This window comes from Rahnella sp. WP5 (assembly GCF_000745615.1).
GTDB lineage: Bacteria > Pseudomonadota > Gammaproteobacteria > Enterobacterales > Enterobacteriaceae > Rahnella > Rahnella aceris.
The window spans coordinates 108,530-125,292 of record NZ_KN050720.1 but is presented as its reverse complement, the minus strand read 5'-3'; the positions used below and the strand labels follow the sequence as shown (position 1 = coordinate 125,292).

Sequence of the window (16,763 nt, the reverse complement as noted above, 5' to 3'; positions counted from 1 at the left end):
TCTTAAAGTTCCTAAGGACCCAAGCATGACGAAATTTCCTCTTCTGAGCAGTAAGATTTCCGGGCTATTACATGGTGCGGATTACAACCCGGAACAGTGGCTGGAAAGCCCCGATGTGCTGATTCGCGATGTCGAAATGATGAAAGAGGCGCGCTGTAATGTCATGTCAGTCGGGATTTTTAGCTGGTCAGCGCTGGAGCCTGAAGAAGGTCATTTTACCTTTGGCTGGCTGGATCAGGTGCTGGACAAATTGCATGAAAATGGTATCTCGGTATTTCTTGCCACACCAAGCGGCGCACGTCCGGCGTGGATGTCGCAAAAGTATCCTGAAGTCCTGCGTGTCGGGCGTGACCGCGTAAAAGCACTGCACGGCGGGCGTCACAATCACTGTATGAGTTCGCCGGTGTATGCCGAAAAAGTGCAACTGATGAACAGTGCGCTGGCGAAGCGTTACGCCCATCATCCGGCGGTGATTGGCTGGCATATTTCCAACGAATACGGCGGCGAGTGCCATTGCCATTACTGCCAGACCCGTTTCCGCGACTGGCTGAAAGCCCGTTACGTCACGCTCGATGCGCTGAATCAAGCCTGGTGGAGCACTTTCTGGAGCCACACCTATACCGACTGGGCGCAGATCGAATCGCCGTCGCCGCAGGGCGAAAGCGGTATTCACGGCCTGAATCTCGACTGGCGTCGTTTTAACACCGATCAGGTCACCCGTTTTTGCAGCGAGGAAATCCGCCCGCTCAAAGCGGAGAATCCGGCGTTACCGGCGACCACCAATTTCATGGAATATTTCTACGATTACGATTACTGGAAACTCGCCAGCGTGCTGGATTTCATCTCGTGGGACAGCTATCCGATGTGGCATACCCGCAAAGATGATATCGGTCTGGCGGCGTATACCGCGATGTATCACGATTTAATGCGTACGCTGAAACAGGGCCAGCCGTTTGTGCTGATGGAATCGACGCCAAGTTTCACCAACTGGCAGCCGGTCAGCAAACTGAAAAAGCCGGGCATGCATATTCTGTCTTCTTTGCAGGCAGTCGCTCATGGTTCGGATTCTGTGCAGTATTTCCAGTGGCGTAAAAGCCGCGGTTCTTCAGAGAAATTCCACGGCGCGGTCGTCGATCACGTCGGGCATATCGATACCCGTGTCGGGCGCGAAGTGGCCGAACTGGGCGGGATTCTCTCGGCGCTGGCTCCGGTGGCGGGCAGCCGCGTAGAAGCCAGAGTGGCAATTATCTTCGACTGGGAAAGCCGCTGGGCGATGGACGATTCCCTCGGGCCGCGCAATCAGGGACTGGAATATGAAAACACGGTTGCCGGACATTACCGTGCGCTGTGGGCGCAGGGCATTGCGGTCGATGTGATCAATGCCGATTGCGATTTAACCGGTTACGACCTGGTGATTGCGCCGATGCTGTATATGGTGAGGGCAGGCGTCGACGAGCGGATCACCGCGTTCGTGCAGGCCGGTGGGCGGTTCGTCGCGACTTACTGGAGCGGTATCGTTAACGAAAGCGATTTGTGTTTCCTCAACGGATTCCCGGGACCGTTGCGTCCGGTACTGGGTATCTGGGCGGAAGAAATCGACAGCCTGACCGACGATCAGCACAACAGCGTCAGCGGCACTGAAGGCAATGCGCTGGGGTTAAACGGCCCGTATCGCGCCAGCGAATTGTGTGAAGTGATCCACCTGGAAGGTGCGGCCGCACTGGCGACGTACGGTGACGATTTCTACGCCGGCACGCCAGCCGTGAGCGTGAATCTGTTTGGCAAAGGGCAGGCGTATTATCTGGCTTCCCGAAACGATCAGCAATTCCACGCCGATTTTTATACCGCGCTGGCGAAAGAAATGAAGCTGCCACGGGCGATAGCCACCGATCTGCCTGAAGGTGTCACTGCCGCACGACGCACCGACGGTGAAAGTGAATTTATCTTCCTGCAAAACTATGCCGCCGACAGCCAGACGGTGACATTGCCGGATGATTACCGCGACATGGTTCACGGCGGTATATTACCGCGCACACTGACGCTTCCGGCATTCGGTTGTCAGATCCTGTCGCGGCGTTTATCTGTTATTTCTTAACCCATTATTTTTAACAGCGACGTGCAATCAGGATTTCCCGGTTGCACGTTTTTTTTCATTCCTGAAAGAGAGTGTTCATCATGGTAAATATTAAAGACTTTATGCATGTATTCTCTGCGAAGAATAAAACGCCTGACAATGAAGTGCCGCCATCGACTGACGTGGCGTTATTAATTGATGCACTCGGCGGGCGCGATAATATTGTGAATGTCGATGCCTGTATTACCCGCCTGCGCGTGACGGTAAAAGAACTTAAGCGCGTGAACTCCGGTGCTATCCAGCAGACCGGTGCGATTGGCGTGGTGATTATCGGCCAGGAAGTGCATGCGATATTCGGTAAACAATCCGACAGCCTGAAGAAATTAATGACTGAGAAGTTTGGACTGAAAAGTAATTAAACGCTGTTGCTGAAACAACCCCAAAAATAAAGGCAGCCCGACACAAGGCTGCCTTTATTGTTTCTGCTTTTTATAAATAATAATAATGATGCTGCTGTGCGGAGAAAAAACGTAACGATCCCCTACAAGAGAAATTAAGTTTTTATCTGTCGCTGTATAACAATGAGGATATTTCTTTAATAACTAACACTTATTTTTTCAAAGTCATTGGAGTTGCAGCCAACGCAGCAACAGCTTCAAGAATGAAGGAAATTTACCACCAGGCTTCTACCTGTACCCCAAAGTTCCACGTATCCGCTTTGGTATGGTCGTCAAACGTATCGCCATGCTCAGAATCATTCAGATAAGACGCGAACACACGCAATTCAGGGCGTGACATAAACTCCGGACCGGCTGCCAGACCCATCGCCAGTGTATATTTCTGACCGCCTTGCTTGTAGTTCGAGCCGTTCTTGTAATCATCTTTCTGATAGAAGGTACCGACTTCACCGATGGTACGCACATACTCTGTCCACTGGTATTGCGCGCGGCCTACCAGAGAAACCAGCTCAGTCGTGTCGGTGTAATCCGTGATGTTTTCTGCATGGCCGTAGGTCAGCACATGGTTGAGGCTGAACTTACTGGTGATCGGAATCAGACCGGTGATGATGCCACGATAACCGGTAGCGTCATTGGTGTAGTTCCACATATCGTACCAGCCACCGCCCTGCGAAATCATGTTCTGCGCCAGGCCCTTATCCGCGTACTGCAACACCAGTTTGTTATAGCCGCCCCACATATCCTGACTGATTTCACCGGTCAGCATCACGCCGTTATCCGCATCGTACAGGCCGCCGTACTCTTTCTGGTCATGCGACAGGTTTGGCATGGCGTAGTCGGCACCGATTTCCATCCAGGCACCGCTCCACGGTTTGATCCCGGCATAACGCACGTCGATGTAGTTAATGTTCACATCGTTATTGCCATCCACGCGGTAATCCACGTCATTGGCATCGCCACGGATCCACGCCAGAGAAAGCGCACCTTCACCCATTTTCAGGTTCTCAATACCGGCACCGGCACCGGAAATGTTCCAGTATTTGGTATCGATGATGTGTAAATCGTGGCGCTGGTAATAACGTTTACCGCCCCAGATCACTGCATCTTTATCCCACGGCACCAGTCCTTTGATTTGCAGATTCAGCTGACGCAGGCCGAACTGTGCATCATCATTCAGGGTGTTTTCATCATCATTGGAGCCGTCAGACACCATACTGACCATCGAGTCGACGTAAAAACTCACGTCGTCTTTCTTGTAAACTTCGCTGCCCAGTTCGACTTCGCCGTAGGTGTCATCTTCGTTACCCAGACGCCCGACTTTGTTTTTCTGGAACTGTTCCAGACCGCCACCGCCAGAAACCCCCAGCCCCGAACGCAGATATCCATGGAAATCAATATCATTTGCCACAGCAGGGCCCGCTGTGATGGCGAGGGAAACCGCCACAGCCAGAGTGCGTAAGTTGTGTTTCATTTTTTTTCCTTATGATTGTATGACGTTCACATTTACGAAATCTATAAGATACCCAGAAACAATAATGATCAATTTTACATATTGTGAAATGTGAGATATGTCTACAACTTATGAGTTAATGATAAATCAGGAGTGATGTAAATCACGATTATATGCAATGTTAACGTATAACTTATGCAGCAACGAACGCCCGGATTGAACTTTTAAATGAGATCCCGTACGTTGGCTCGATTATCATAAGATTGAGCAAAATCACGGGCTGCTGTGTGGGGAAAGAATGAAATCAAAAAGTTCGACATTAGAAGATGTTGCCCGCTATGCCGGTGTTTCGTACCAGACGGTTTCGCGGGTGTTAAACAAATCGGCCAATGTTTCAGATGCCACGCGTCTGAAGGTCGAACAGGCCATTGAAGTTCTGCGCTATGTGCCGAACCGGCTGGCGCAGCAACTGGTTGGAAAGCAGAGTTTTACCATCGGACTGGTCACCACATCACTGGCGTTACACGCGCCGTCGCAAATTGCGGCGTCAGTGAAGAAATATGCCCATCAGGCCGGGTATCAGGTGTTGATTTCAATGATTGATGAGGACGTCAATCAGAGCATTCAGGACTCCATTAACGAGCTGAAATCACAACGCGTTGACCGCATGATCATTAACATCCCGCTGGAAAGTGCCGAGGCTGAACGGATTTATGAAAACAACCGCGACATTCTGTGTCTGTTTCTCGATGTCGACCCGACCAGTCCGGTGTTTAACGTCTGCTTTAATCCGGCTGACGGGTCGCGTGCCAGCGTGGAATATCTGCATGATTTAGGGCATCGGGAATTTGCCTTGCTGGCGGGGCCGGAAGATTCTGTGTCTTCCCGTTTGCGTCTGAAAAGCTGGCAGGAAACGCTGGCAGAGAAGGGCATTCAGCCGGTGACTGTCATCCACGGCGACTGGAGTGCGAAAAGCGGTTATTACAGCGCGTTGCAGATTTTGCGTGAAACTCCGCAATTCACCGCCATGCTGGTGGGCAATGACCAGATGGCGCTGGGCGTCATCAGTGCGCTGCATCAGCACAATGTGGCCATTCCGCAGCAGGCGTCGATCATTGGCTACGATGACACGTACGACAGCGCATTCTTCCATCCGTCACTGACCACCGTGTCACTGGATCTCGATTTGCAGAGCAAAGAGGCGGTTGAACATTTACTGGCCGAAAGTGCGGAGGTGATGTCATCCAAAATTCTGCCTGCGAAGCTGGTGGTGCGTAATTCTACCCGTGCGCCCGGGCAGCAGGATAAAGATCTCAATCAGATAGCCGATCAGCTTGATCTTCTGGCGCGGCAGTTGCGGGGCCAGTAAGAAAACGCTTTAATTCCCGGCTTATTGAAAAGCAGAATGAAATTTCCATTGAAACATCAGATGAACAGGCAAAAGGACGTGATGAAATGACGCTATGGCAGTGTTATGTGCAGGGCTGGAAAAAGTATGTGGATTTCCGTGGTCGGGCGAGCCGCAAGGCGTTCTGGACCTTTGCGCTGGGCAATTTGCTGATTATTATTTTGCTGACGATGGGCGTGTCATTCCTGTTCGCGCTGGCGGGTAATCCTTACAGCATTTTCTACGCGGGTGTCGCTTACACCCTGTTTGCGCTGGCGACGGCATTACCGTTGCTGGCGGTCGGTGTCCGGCGTATGCACGACATCAACCGTTCCGGCTGGTGGTTTGGTGGCGTTTATCTGGCCGGTATTGTCTCGCGCCTGCTGAATACGATCCTGATGCAATACGCTTCACCGGAAACCTATGTCTGGATGAAAATCACGCTGGGCATCGTGCTGGGCTGGATCCCGCTGCTGGTGATGGTTTTCCTGTGCTGCCAGAAATCACAGCCTGCGCCGACCACACAAACCCGCATTGTTGAGTAACGTCACGCTGAAAGCATTATTGCGCATTTAATCCGACAAGTTTGCCGCCAGTTGCGCGGCAAACACCTCCAGTTTTGCCAGCCCCCACGACCAGTCGCCGAATCCTGATTCCACATTGATATGTCCGGCTTCGCCGATATCTGCCAGCTCGCAGCGCCACGCCTGTGCCCAAAATTCCGCGCGGGTAAAGGTCAGCAGCGGATCGGTATGGCTGGCGATCAGCAGCCCCGGCACGGCCAGCGGTGCAGGGAGAATGTCATCACCCAGTCCGAACCGCACAGGCTCGGCGGGGGCGACCAGCATGACACCCGCCACGCGTTGCGGATGACGGTTCGCCCACACCAGACTGGCAAGCGCGCCAAAACTGTGGCCGATCAGCAGCAGCGGGGATGTCGCCTGTTTTTGCTCGCGATCGATGGCGGTGATCCAGCCCTCGAGATCAACCTGCGCCCAGTTGCGCTGTTTTATACGCAGCCAGTGCGGATGCTGCTCATGCCAGCGGCTTTGCCAGTGTCCGGCCTCGCTGTCACGTAATCCGGGCACCAGCATGCGGGTGAATTCAGGGGACGAATTCATTGCGGGAAAGCCATCAGCACGGTGGCAATCGCCAGCAAATCAGCACTGCCGCCAGGGCTGAGATTGCGGGCGATCAGGGCGCGGTCCATCTGCTGCAAATCCTCTGTCTTCCAGCCCGTTATCAGCAACCGGCGGGCGTAGTCCTGCACGAAATGTAATCCGTCCAGCCCGCCGCGTGCTACCAGATTGGTATCGGGGTTATAGGCCATCAGGCGCAGCAAAGCATTAAGACTGCGGCGCCCGGAATGGCTTTCCTGATACCAGTACGGAAAAACGTGACGGCGTAAAGTGAGGAACCCGCTCTGCACTTCGCCACGGGCACCGGTCATGCCGTGCGCCATAAACAGCCGTTCACCGGCAGTCACCGGCTGGCGGCAGCTTTGCAATTCACGTTCAACCAGCCCTTGCGTCATGGCGGCCACTTCAGCGCATAAGCGGTGGCGGGTCAGTGGCTGGCTTTGGCCGGTCAGCCTGCCTGCGGCGGTGCACAATAATCCCAGTGAAAAGATGCCGCCTTTATGCGTATTAACGCCTTGTGTGGCACCGAACATCGCCTGTTCGCAGGCTATTCCGGTCGGGCGGATGCGCGTCAGCATCGCCTGCGCCGGTTGCAGGAAATCCTGCTGACCAAGGGCGAAAAACTGATGCAGCCAGGGCGTGATGGCGTCAATGCTGCGCAGAAACAGGGGTAAATCCATGTCGCGGTGCGAGCCGTTATTGGCGCTGTCGACCAGTCCCGGTTTGGGCGTCAGCCACACTTCACGGCGCAACGCCTCTGCCGCCAGCGTAGCGATGTCCGTGCAGGCGGGGTGTTCAGCGCGTGCGGTGCCAGCCATCAATCAGTGCCTCCACTTTAGCGATAACGTCCACGAGCGGGTGCTGACGTGAACGGGCGCAGGCATGCGCAGGACCGTCGCAAATCAGGCAGCGGCGGCTGGCATTGTCCAGCGAACGGCGGCCAACAACACCCGCCTGCGGGCAGATCACATCGAAATCCCATAAACGCCCGAGGGCATGCGATTGTTCCAGTTCAACCGTGGCCGCTTTCACTTCCGGCGCAGGATGTGCCACGCACCAGAATGCTTCGGCGCCGGTCGGCAGCCAGAAAACCTGATGTTTCAGCACCGGCCAGCCGTGTTGCAGCAGCATAACTTCGGCACGTTGCAACGCCTCGCGCATCACCTGACGCCAGGCCACGGAGTCTTTCACCGGCCCCGGCGTCACCAGCGTGAGTGAAATCAGCGGTTGTGAGAATTGAGTCAGCCAGTCGGTTTGCCGTTTGGCACGCAGTTCCTTTGCTGCCAGCAAATCCTCCAGGCTGACGCCTGCATCCGCAGGCGTCATGATGGTCATTATGCGTCCTCTTTTACCTGATGAACCACGTCGATCACGCTGCCGTCGCGATAGCGGATAACGCCCACCACACGGTCAGTGAATTCAATCGGTTTCGGTTCGCCGGTCAGGGAAATCGCCCGCTGATACAACGCTTCGATGTCCATGATTTTCATGCCAGCCTCTTCCAGCCGCTGACGGATTTCAGGACGTGCCGGATTGACGGCGATGCCGTGGTCAGTCACCAGCACATCGATGCTTTCCCCCGGTGTGACGCGGGTGGTGACGCGACGTACGACTGTCGGAATTCGGCTGCGCAGTAAAGGCGCGACGACAATGGTCAGATTGGCCGCACTGGCGACATCGCAATGACCGCCGGACGCGCCACGCATAACGCCGTCGGAACCCGTGATCACGTTAACGTTAAAGCCGGTGTCAATTTCCAGCGCACTCAGAATGACAATATCCAGTTGATCGCAGCTCGCGGCTTTGGCTCCCGGATTGGCATAAACGTTGGTAGAAATCTCGATATGCTGCGGGTTACGGCTAAGTGACGCCGCAGCCTGACCGTCGAAACATTGCGTATCCAGCAACGTTTCAATCAGGCCTTTTTCATGTAAATCCACCAGACTGCCGGTGATGCCCCCGAGGGCAAAACGGGCGGTGATCTGGTTGCGTTCCATTTTCTCTTCCATGAAACGGGTGCAGGCCGTAGCCGCTGCACCGGAACCGGTTTGCATTGAAAAGCCCGGTTTGAAATAGCCGGAGTATTCGATGACTTCAGCCGCCGTGCGGGCGATCATCAGTTCGCGCGGATTACTGGTCACCCGCGCTGCGCCGACGCTGATTTTTGCCGGATCGCCGACCTGATCGACTTTAACGATGTAATCCACCTGATCCTGCACCAGGCTGGCGGGCATATTAGGGAAGGGCACCAGTTCTTCGGTCAGCAGCACCACGGTTCTGGCGAACTGTGCATCCACCATCGCGTAGCCCAGCGAACCGCAGCAGGATTTACCGTGCGTGCCGTTGGCATTGCCGAATTCATCGCTGCATGGCACGCCGAGAAACGCGACATCAATCTTCAGCTCGCCGTCCTGCAACAATTTAACCCGACCGCCGTGTGAGTGGATTTGTACCGGTTCTTTCATCAGTCCGTGAGAAATGGCATCGGCCAGTTTGCCACGCATCCCGGAGGTATAAATACGGGTGATGACGCCGTTGCGGATAGGTTCGATCAGCGCATCGTTGCAGGTCATCAGCGAACTGGACGCCAGCGTGAGGTTTTTAAAACCGAGCTTCGCCAGTGTGGCGACGACGTTATTAATGACCTGATCACCTTCACGGAAAGCATGGTGGAAGGAAATGGTCATGCCGTCTTTCAGGCCGCTGCGGGCGATCGCCTGTTCCAGTGAATCACAAAGTTTACGGTGCAGGCGGGCATCGGGATCGGAAAGATACGGCGTATTGCGGTGCGCGCCGTCAAAGGCAGTCAGATGCCTGAGCTGCGGATAAAGGCTGTGCAAAGTTTCAGTTAAATGACTCATTATCTTGATATTCCTGTGCAAAATTGAGGGCTAGCGACGGATGCCGGATGCACTGGCGCGTTCCAGTACCACCTGCGCATGGTTAATGATCGGGCCATCGATCATCTTGCCGTTGAGCGAAATTACGCCCAGACCCTTGCGCTCGCCTTCCTCTGCGGCGGCAATCACGCGGTGCGCATAGTCGACATCTTCCTGCGTCGGTGCGTAAGCGTTATGCAGCAGCTCAATCTGTCGCGGGTTGATCAGGGATTTGCCGTTAAAGCCCATCTTGCGGATCAGTTCCACTTCACGCAGGAAACCGGCCTCATCGTTGATGTCGGAATACACCACATCGAAGGCGTCAATTCCGGCGGCGCGTGCCGCGTGCAGCACGGCGCAACGGGCATAAAACAGTTCGGTACCGTCGCCGCGCTCGGTTTGCATGTCCATCACATAATCGAAAGCCGCCAGCGCGATACCGATCAGACGCGGCGAGCAGCGGGCGATCGCCACGGCGTTAATCACACCAATGGCCGATTCGATGGCCGCCATAATTTTGGTGGAGCCAACTTCGCGACCGCAGTCTTTCTCGATGCGTTCGATATGCGCTTCCAGCTCAAAAATATCTTCCGGCGTATCGGTTTTGGGTAAGCGCACCACATCCACGCCCGCCCGCACCACGGCCTCGAGATCTTTAAGGCCAAAGGGGGTGCTGAGCTGATTGATGCGCACCACGGTTTCAATATCGCGATACATCGGGTGTTGCAGGGCATGAAATACCAGAATGCGCGCGGTATCTTTTTCGCGCAGCGAAACGGCATCTTCCAGATCAAACATGATGGAGTCAGGGCGATAGATAAATGCCGTGGATAACATGGCGGCGCTGGACCCCGGCAGGAACAGCATACTGCGGCGGAGTTTTTTCATCGTAATGTCTCCCAGTTAATCTCTTCAGCCTGTGCCGCACGCAGTACTGCACTTTGTACCCGGGCGCGGATCACACAATCCAGCGCACCTTTATCTTCGATAATCACCAAACCCGCGATGACGCCGAGTGCACTCAGCGTGTCATTCACCACACTGCGGATCTGGTCGCCAAATTGTTTGGCGACCTCGCTGCTGATCACCACATTCAGCTCACTGGCCGGGGCGATTTTTACCAGTAAATCGCTGGATTCAACCGTGCCTGCCAGCGCCTCCTTCACAATTTTCATCAATATTTCCTGCTGTTAACAAAGTGAGGGTGAAATAATAAGGACATCGTCATGCGCCGGTTCTGCGGGCGCAGTGGCGGAATAGTGTTGTTCAAGGTGTACATAAGTGCTGAGCGGAACAATGTCCCGGATGCGCGGTAACTGATGCGCCCGGAGCAGCGCACGCACTTCTGAGGCCGAAATGGCCCGGCCGCTGGCGTGACGTTTGCGCGGCAACTCAATCACCTTCAGCGGTGGCGACGTCAGGCGTGCGGGCGCTTCCAGCCAGTCATGCATGTCGCAGTTGTACTGATGGGTCACCGGGCAGAAAGGCTCGCTGCCGACAAAACGGTGGGTAATGCCTAACGCCGGTGCGATGTACTGACGAAAAATCAGCAAATCCATCACGCTCCACGCCTGATTCACCAGCCCGGCGTCCTTGAGAAAATAGCCGGGAAAAGTTGCGCGGGAGATCAGGTATTCAGAACCGGCATGCACCGTCACGTTGGGCAGGTCCGCGACACCCAGACGGACCATTTCAAGACGTTCTTTAAACGGGAAATACGACACATCTTCGCTCACCACAAACACATGCAACCAGTCGCAGGTTGCCGCTGCCTGTTCTGCCAGAAAGCGATGCCCGAGGGTGAACGGGTTGGCATTCATTACCACGGCACCGATGCGCTGGCCGCTGTGATGATGGCGTTGCAACCCGCGGCAATAATGGCTGATGCCCACCGGCGTGTTTTCCATCAGCACGGCAACGTCATCCCATTGCACCAGCGGGTAAAATCCGCAGCCGCGAAAGCGCTGCAGATTCGATGGCCGCGTATAGAGAAATAAATGGAATTTGCCGCCGGACACCGCCAGATTTTCCACTTCACCCAGCAATCTGGCGCTGAGATTTTCCCCGCGCCAGTCGGCGGCCACGGCGACGCATTTGATAGTGTTGCTGACCAGACCGGCGCAGCCGACCAGACGGCGGCCGGAGCAGGCCACCACGAACTGCTCAATGTCGTCATCCATGCCTAACTGGCTTTGCTGCAACAGGGTGCGGATATCCTCCAGCATGCCTTCCGGCGGCTGGCTGACACTGATGACATGAAAGTCCGGTTGGTCACGGCTGAACATAATGCGTTCCTGATGTCGGCTGTAAGTCAAAGCGATGTTTAAAACGCCGGGCTGAATGCCCGGCCAGTTCGGTCAGTGTTAACCGGTTAGTGGGCTGCCTGGGCATGACTCACCTGACGGCTGGCGGCAACCTTCGTGTCTGCTGCGACGATCATATTGCTGAGATGACCAATCTTTTCGATTTCTACTTCGATACGGTCGCCGGGTTTCATAAACAGCGGCGGTACGCGCTTTTTACCCACGCCGCCCGGTGAGCCGGTAATGATCACGTCACCGGCACTCAGCGAGGTAAAGGTGCTGATGTACTCAATCAGTTCGGCGACTTTGTGGATCATGCTGCGGGTGTTGTCGTCCTGCACCATGTGGCCGTTCAGCCAGGTGCGGATCGCCAGGGTGTGCGGGTCGGGGATCTCATCGGCGGTGGTCATCCACGGTCCGAACGCACCGGTTTGCGGCCAGTTTTTACCGGCGGTAAACCAGGTGTGCTGCCAGTCACGGGCGGAGCCGTCCATATAACAGCTATATCCTGCGACATGAGTAAGTGCATCTTCGCGGGAAATATTTTCCCCCGCAGAACCGATAATCACCGCCAGTTCACCTTCGTAATCAAACTCGACAGAAAGGCTCGGTTTGATAACGGGAGAGGCATGGCCGGTTTGGGAATCGGCGAAGCGGACGAACAGCGTCGGGGCCGGATTATGCTGATCAAACTCTTTACGCTTTTCGGCGTAATTCATGCCGACACAGAGAATTTTTTCCGGATTCTGGATCACCGGCAGAAAAGTCAGGTCGTCGAAATCCACATCAGCGGGCAGGGCAGCCAGCGCCTGGGCCTGTGCCAGTGCATTGCCTGCCAGCAGGGCTTTGAGGTCGGGATAACGTTGCCCGAGATGGCGGCCGAGGTCGATCATGCCGCGCTCTGTCGCGATGCCGTAGGACTTGCGCCCCTGATAGAGATAACTTGCCAGTTTCATAAAAATGTCCTGAATTAAAAAAGGGTTAGCCCGGCGTCAGACAAGGAAGTTGCCAAGCACCAGCAGGGAGACTGAGACATTGATGGCGCCGCCAATGCGCGTAGCAATTTGGGCAAATGGCATCAGTTGCATGCGGTTACCCGCTGTCAGAATGGCGACGTCACCGGTACCGCCCTGACCGCTCTGGCAGCACGAAACAATGGCCACATCAATCGGGTGCATGCCAATTTTCTTGCCGACGAAGAAGCCGGTGGCGACCAGCGCCGCAACGGTGCTGACAATGACCAGGAGATTAGAAATGGTGAATGCGGCGACCAGTTCATTCCACGGTGTGATGGCCACGCCGACGGCGAACAAAATCGGGTAGGTGACGGAAGTCTGGAAGAATTTGTACACCACCTGAGAGCCTTCCAGCAGGCGGGGTGAAACGCCGTGCGCCAGTTTCAGGCCAACGGCCGCAAACAGCATGCCGACCGGTGCAGGAAGACCAATCAGTTTGTGTAACAGCATGCCCACCATATACAGCAGAACGGCCAGCAGGGCGCCTGCCGCGATGGTGGTGACATCCGTTTTACCACCGGTGCCGCTCAGCTTGCTGCTGTCAGCGGTGGCATTTTTGGAAGACGGCATCAGCTGGCCTTCGCCGGTCAGATGCGGATAGCGTTTACCCAACTGGTTGAGCGAGCCGGAAATGACGATAGCGGTCAGACCCCCCAGCATCACGATAGGCAGAATGCGACCCAGCGCTACGCCCTGATCCATATGCAGGATGGCTGCATAACCGATGGAAAGTGGAATCGCTCCTTCACCGACGCCACCGGCCATAATCGGCAGGATCAGGAAGAAGAAAATCTGGAAAGGTTCCATGCCCAGCGACAGACCCACGCCCATCCCGACCAGCATGCCGACCACTTCGCCACACAGCATCGGGAAGAAAATACGCATGAAACCCTGGATCAGCACTTTGCGATCCATGCTCATGATGCTGCCCACGATGATGCAACAAATGTAGAGATACAGAATGTTGGTGCTTTTATAGAACTTGGTGGTGGATTCCACCACGACATCCGGCAGCAGGCCGTAATAGACCAGCGCGGAAGGAATGAACGTGGCGCAAATCGCTGCCGCGCCCATCTTGCCGATGAAAGGAAGACGTTTGCCGAATTCGCCGCAGGCGAATCCAAAGAACGCCAGCGTGGCGACCATGACCACGATGTCGCTCGGCAGTTTGCCGTCGAGACAATCTATTGCGATAAGCAACCCCGCCATGGCAAACAGCGGCAACGGAATAATGCCGATTTTCCAGGTGTCGAGAATGTGCCACCATTTTTCTTTTAATGAGAGCTGTTTTGCGGAAGAAACTCCCGCGGGAACAGAATAAGTGTCGTCGGTTGTACTCATGATGAATCCCCTGTGTCAATTTGTGCAGGGAGTGTAAGAGGAATAATAACCGGTAATATGTGAAGTGCCGCAAATTAGGCAGAGTGTTTTAAAGGAGCGAAAGGTTTTTATGGTTTTAATTAATTTAAAAATTCGTGATGCGTTTATTTTCTCGTGGTTTTTATGGTGTTATTTGTAATTATAATATTACTGTTAATTTATCGTGAAATAGCTGTTGTGAATTATGTGTTGTGCCGTCAGAGGCTTGCGGTGCCTGAAGGTGTTCTGCGGCATGCCTCGCAACTTTGATCCTTCATTCTGACGGAAATACAGGGGGATGATAATCTTCACATACTGTTTGTTAATATCACGGTCTGGCGATAGGTTCTCCGATGCGGTTCCGTCCTTCTTTTCAGATAAAGCTTTTTGTTTATCTTGTTGTGTTATTTATGGCGCTTTTTTCGCTGACAGGTGTTTATTACTATCACGATATAGAACGTCAGTTATATGAAGATATGGGTATTCGTGCAAAAGTTCAGGCAGAGGAAATTGCACTTATTCCCTCATTAATTACCGCAGTTGAAAATAAGGACATTTCAGCAATTAACAGTTTAATGAGGAATATTTCTGCTCACAGCGATGCCAGTTATATGGTGATCGGCGATGGTAAAGCGATACATCTGTTTCATTCGATTTATGCTGACCGCGTCGGAAAAACGCTGGTCGGAGGGGACAACGAAGAAGTGCTGGCGGGTAAAAGCACCACCACCATCCGGCTGGGTGGGATCGGGCTGTCGCTGCGCAGTAAAGCACCGATCGTGAATGCGCAAGGCAAGGTGATGGGTATCGTTTCTGTCGGCTATCTCACCAGCCACATCAACAGTCTGACCGTTGAAAAAGCCATCCGCATTTTACTGGCGGCCGCCACCTTGCTGCTGGCGTTGTTTACCTTTTCATGGTTTTTTTCACGTTCGATTAAACGACAGATGTTTGCGCTGGAGCCCCGGGAAATCGGCCTGCTGGTGCGTCAGCAAAAGGCGCTGATGGAGTCGATTTACGAAGGGGTGATCGCCATTGATGCGCACTCCCGCGTGGCGGTCATCAACCAGGCGGCCAAAAAGCTGCTCAACCTTGACGTGCCGTCCCGTGAACTGCGTGGTCAGCCGCTCAGGCAGGTGATTGCGCCGGTCAGTTTCTTTGACCCGCAGGTCATGCTGAAAAAAGACATTCACGACGAAATCTGCCTGTTCAATAACCTGACCGTGATTGCCAGTCGGGTGCGGATCATGCTGGAAGACCAGCTTCAGGGCTGGGTGATCACTTTTCGGGATTGCAGCGATATCGACCGGCTCAGCATCCAGCTAAGTCAGGTGCAGCGTTATGCCGATAACCTGCGGGTGATGCGGCATGAACAGCTCAACTGGACGGCAACGCTCGCTGGCCTGCTGCATATGGGACGCTACGATGAGGCGATTCGTTATATCGAGGCCCAGTCTGAAAGTGCGCAGGAATTGCTGGATTTCGTTTCAGAGCGGTTCTGCTCGCCAAGGTTGTGCGGTTTATTACTCGGAAAATATGCCCGTGCACGGGAAAAAGGTGTTGAGCTCACATTCGATCCTGCCTGTGAATTAACGTATCTGCCTGCTGCGCTCAGTGAAACTGAACTGATGTCGATCATCGGCAACCTGCTGGATAACGCCATCGAAGCCACGTTACTGCGCGGCAGTGATGCCGGGCCGGTTGAAGTGTATGTCGTTTCCGGCACGGATGAGCTGGTGATTGAAGTCGCTGACCACGGCATCGGGATTGCGCAGGAGCGGCGCGAACAGATTTTTGCGCTGGGGGTGACATCCAAAACGCAAGGCGATCACGGGCTGGGACTGCATCTGGTTGCCAGCTATGTCAGCCATGCGGGCGGAACCATTGAAGTGTCCGATAATCCGCCGAGCGGCGCTGTTTTCTCGGTCTTTATTCCGGTGTGCTGCCCTGAAGAAAAAGGTGGCTTTATGCCGGTAATCCCCGACCAGAAGAACTGGAAGAGAGCAAATGATGCAAGCTGAAATGATTGACGTAATGATTGTTGAAGATGAAAACCAGCTGGCACAACTGTATGCCGAACTGATTGATAATCACCGCTGGTTGCGACTGGTGGGTGTCGCATCCACGCTGCATGAAGCGAAAGTGCTTATCGAAGAAAAGCGGCCGCAACTGCTGTTGCTGGATAACTATTTGCCTGACGGTCAGGGGATTTCACTGATTGAGGATGACCTGCTGAAGAGAACACCCTGTTCGGTGATTTTTATCACCGCCGCCAGCGACATGAATACCTGCAGTCAGGCGATCCGCTGTGGTGCTTTTGATTACATCCTCAAACCGGTGTCGTGGAACAGGCTGCAACAATCGCTGGATCGCTTTATCCAGTTCAGCCAGACACAGCGGACCTGGAAAGTGGTGGATCAGCAAAACGTAGACAGCCTTTATCAGCTCCAGGCGAAGGATTTCACGCCGAAAGCGGGTAATAAAGGCATCGAGGAAAACACGTTAAATCTGGTGGAAGGCATCTTTATGCAGGATGCCGGACGCTGCTATTCAGTGGATGAAGTCGTCAGCGAAACGGGGTTGAGTAAAACCACTGCCCGCCGCTATCTCGAACACTGTGTGCAGAAAGGCGATTTGAAAGTCGACATGCTCTACGGGAAAATCGGCCATCCCCGCCGGATGTACCGGCGGGCATAAC

General features: G+C 54.2%; 16 protein-coding genes. 6 read left to right on the top strand and 10 right to left on the bottom strand.

Features of this window, described 5'->3' with window-relative positions; translation table 11 throughout:
* Nucleotides 1-25: 25 nt before the first annotated feature.
* Together EX31_RS17840 and EX31_RS17835 are read left to right on the top strand one after the other, a co-directional pair.
* Nucleotides 26-2,095 (top strand): beta-galactosidase, encoded by a 2,070-nt coding sequence (locus tag EX31_RS17840; protein ID WP_037035962.1) that lies wholly within the window; start codon nt 26-28, stop codon nt 2,093-2,095.
* Between the two features lie 80 nt (nt 2,096-2,175).
* Complete coding sequence (locus tag EX31_RS17835) at nt 2,176-2,493, top strand: glucose PTS transporter subunit EIIB (RefSeq protein ID WP_013574915.1); 318 nt, start codon at nt 2,176-2,178, stop codon at nt 2,491-2,493.
* Between the two features lie 253 nt (nt 2,494-2,746).
* Here the strand turns inward: EX31_RS17835 and EX31_RS17830 are convergent, their stop codons facing one another.
* On the bottom strand, nt 2,747-4,003 hold the full coding sequence (locus EX31_RS17830) for a maltoporin (RefSeq protein ID WP_013574916.1): 1,257 nt from the start codon (nt 4,001-4,003) through the stop codon (nt 2,747-2,749).
* 277 nt (nt 4,004-4,280) lie between these two features.
* On the opposite strand from EX31_RS17830, the gene EX31_RS17825 reads away from it, so the two are divergent.
* Nucleotides 4,281-5,351, top strand: a complete 1,071-nt coding sequence (locus EX31_RS17825) for a LacI family DNA-binding transcriptional regulator (protein ID WP_037035960.1) — start codon at nt 4,281-4,283, stop codon at nt 5,349-5,351.
* An 86-nt stretch (nt 5,352-5,437) separates the two neighbouring features.
* On the top strand, nt 5,438-5,914 hold the full coding sequence (locus EX31_RS17820; RefSeq protein ID WP_013574918.1) for a DUF805 domain-containing protein: 477 nt from the start codon (nt 5,438-5,440) through the stop codon (nt 5,912-5,914).
* Nucleotides 5,915-5,941: 27 nt separating this feature from the next.
* Here the strand turns inward: EX31_RS17820 and EX31_RS17815 are convergent, their stop codons facing one another.
* From EX31_RS17815 to EX31_RS17775, 9 genes are all read right to left on the bottom strand, one after another.
* On the bottom strand, nt 5,942-6,490 hold the full coding sequence (locus EX31_RS17815) for an RBBP9/YdeN family alpha/beta hydrolase (RefSeq protein WP_037035958.1): 549 nt from the start codon (nt 6,488-6,490) through the stop codon (nt 5,942-5,944).
* Nucleotides 6,487-7,326 (bottom strand): triphosphoribosyl-dephospho-CoA synthase CitG, encoded by an 840-nt coding sequence (gene citG / locus EX31_RS17810; RefSeq protein WP_013574920.1) that lies wholly within the window; start codon nt 7,324-7,326, stop codon nt 6,487-6,489. Before citG ends, EX31_RS17815 begins: the two co-directional genes overlap by 4 nt.
* A complete protein-coding gene (citX, locus tag EX31_RS17805; RefSeq protein WP_013574921.1) occupies nt 7,304-7,843 on the bottom strand; it encodes a citrate lyase holo-[acyl-carrier protein] synthase in 540 nt (179 codons plus the stop codon). The genes citG and citX overlap by 23 nt, the downstream gene beginning before the upstream one ends.
* Nucleotides 7,843-9,369, bottom strand: coding sequence for a citrate lyase subunit alpha (gene citF / locus EX31_RS17800; protein WP_037035955.1), 1,527 nt, complete (start codon nt 9,367-9,369; stop codon nt 7,843-7,845). The genes citX and citF overlap by 1 nt, the downstream gene beginning before the upstream one ends.
* Nucleotides 9,370-9,399: 30 nt before the next feature.
* Nucleotides 9,400-10,275 carry a citrate (pro-3S)-lyase subunit beta gene (gene citE / locus EX31_RS17795; protein ID WP_037035952.1) on the bottom strand — a complete coding sequence of 292 codons (876 nt, stop codon included), beginning with the start codon at nt 10,273-10,275 and terminating at the stop codon, nt 9,400-9,402.
* Nucleotides 10,272-10,562, bottom strand: coding sequence for a citrate lyase acyl carrier protein (gene citD, locus EX31_RS17790; RefSeq protein ID WP_013574924.1), 291 nt, complete (start codon nt 10,560-10,562; stop codon nt 10,272-10,274). Before citD ends, citE begins: the two co-directional genes overlap by 4 nt.
* A 15-nt stretch (nt 10,563-10,577) precedes the next feature.
* Entirely contained in the window at nt 10,578-11,672 is a 1,095-nt protein-coding gene (gene citC, locus EX31_RS17785) for a [citrate (pro-3S)-lyase] ligase (RefSeq protein WP_037035949.1), read from the bottom strand.
* Nucleotides 11,673-11,758: 86 nt separating this feature from the next.
* Nucleotides 11,759-12,646 carry a fumarylacetoacetate hydrolase family protein gene (locus EX31_RS17780; RefSeq protein ID WP_013574926.1) on the bottom strand — a complete coding sequence of 296 codons (888 nt, stop codon included), beginning with the start codon at nt 12,644-12,646 and terminating at the stop codon, nt 11,759-11,761.
* Nucleotides 12,647-12,682: 36 nt separating this feature from the next.
* Nucleotides 12,683-14,047, bottom strand: a complete 1,365-nt coding sequence (locus tag EX31_RS17775) for a 2-hydroxycarboxylate transporter family protein (protein WP_037035946.1) — start codon at nt 14,045-14,047, stop codon at nt 12,683-12,685.
* Nucleotides 14,048-14,418: 371 nt separating this feature from the next.
* Here EX31_RS17775 and EX31_RS17770 point away from each other — a divergent pair, with 371 nt between their 5' ends.
* A complete protein-coding gene (locus tag EX31_RS17770) occupies nt 14,419-16,086 on the top strand; it encodes an ATP-binding protein (RefSeq protein WP_037035943.1) in 1,668 nt (555 codons plus the stop codon).
* Nucleotides 16,076-16,762: a response regulator gene (locus tag EX31_RS17765; RefSeq protein WP_015689638.1), complete on the top strand. Its 687-nt coding sequence runs from the start codon at nt 16,076-16,078 to the stop codon at nt 16,760-16,762. The genes EX31_RS17770 and EX31_RS17765 overlap by 11 nt, the downstream gene beginning before the upstream one ends.
* Nucleotide 16,763 lies beyond the last annotated feature (1 nt).

Bases quoted from the DNA above. Each gene is read 5' to 3' on its own strand.
- EX31_RS17825 (WP_037035960.1), top strand. From the start codon at position 4,281: ATGAAATCAAAAAGTTCGACATTAGAAGATGTTGCCCGCTATGCCGGT.
- EX31_RS17770 (WP_037035943.1), top strand. From the start codon at position 14,419: ATGCGGTTCCGTCCTTCTTTTCAGATAAAGCTTTTTGTTTATCTTGTT.
- citD (WP_013574924.1), bottom strand. From the start codon at position 10,562: ATGAAAATTGTGAAGGAGGCGCTGGCAGGCACGGTTGAATCCAGCGAT.
- EX31_RS17765 (WP_015689638.1), top strand. From the start codon at position 16,076: ATGCAAGCTGAAATGATTGACGTAATGATTGTTGAAGATGAAAACCAG.
- citC (WP_037035949.1), bottom strand. From the start codon at position 11,672: ATGTTCAGCCGTGACCAACCGGACTTTCATGTCATCAGTGTCAGCCAG.
- citX (WP_013574921.1), bottom strand. From the start codon at position 7,843: ATGACCATCATGACGCCTGCGGATGCAGGCGTCAGCCTGGAGGATTTG.
- citF (WP_037035955.1), bottom strand. From the start codon at position 9,369: ATGAGTCATTTAACTGAAACTTTGCACAGCCTTTATCCGCAGCTCAGG.
- citG (WP_013574920.1), bottom strand. From the start codon at position 7,326: ATGGCTGGCACCGCACGCGCTGAACACCCCGCCTGCACGGACATCGCT.
- EX31_RS17780 (WP_013574926.1), bottom strand. From the start codon at position 12,646: ATGAAACTGGCAAGTTATCTCTATCAGGGGCGCAAGTCCTACGGCATC.
- EX31_RS17815 (WP_037035958.1), bottom strand. From the start codon at position 6,490: ATGAATTCGTCCCCTGAATTCACCCGCATGCTGGTGCCCGGATTACGT.
- citE (WP_037035952.1), bottom strand. From the start codon at position 10,275: ATGAAAAAACTCCGCCGCAGTATGCTGTTCCTGCCGGGGTCCAGCGCC.
- EX31_RS17820 (WP_013574918.1), top strand. From the start codon at position 5,438: ATGACGCTATGGCAGTGTTATGTGCAGGGCTGGAAAAAGTATGTGGAT.
- EX31_RS17775 (WP_037035946.1), bottom strand. From the start codon at position 14,047: ATGAGTACAACCGACGACACTTATTCTGTTCCCGCGGGAGTTTCTTCC.
- EX31_RS17840 (WP_037035962.1), top strand. From the start codon at position 26: ATGACGAAATTTCCTCTTCTGAGCAGTAAGATTTCCGGGCTATTACAT.
- EX31_RS17835 (WP_013574915.1), top strand. From the start codon at position 2,176: ATGGTAAATATTAAAGACTTTATGCATGTATTCTCTGCGAAGAATAAA.
- EX31_RS17830 (WP_013574916.1), bottom strand. From the start codon at position 4,003: ATGAAACACAACTTACGCACTCTGGCTGTGGCGGTTTCCCTCGCCATC.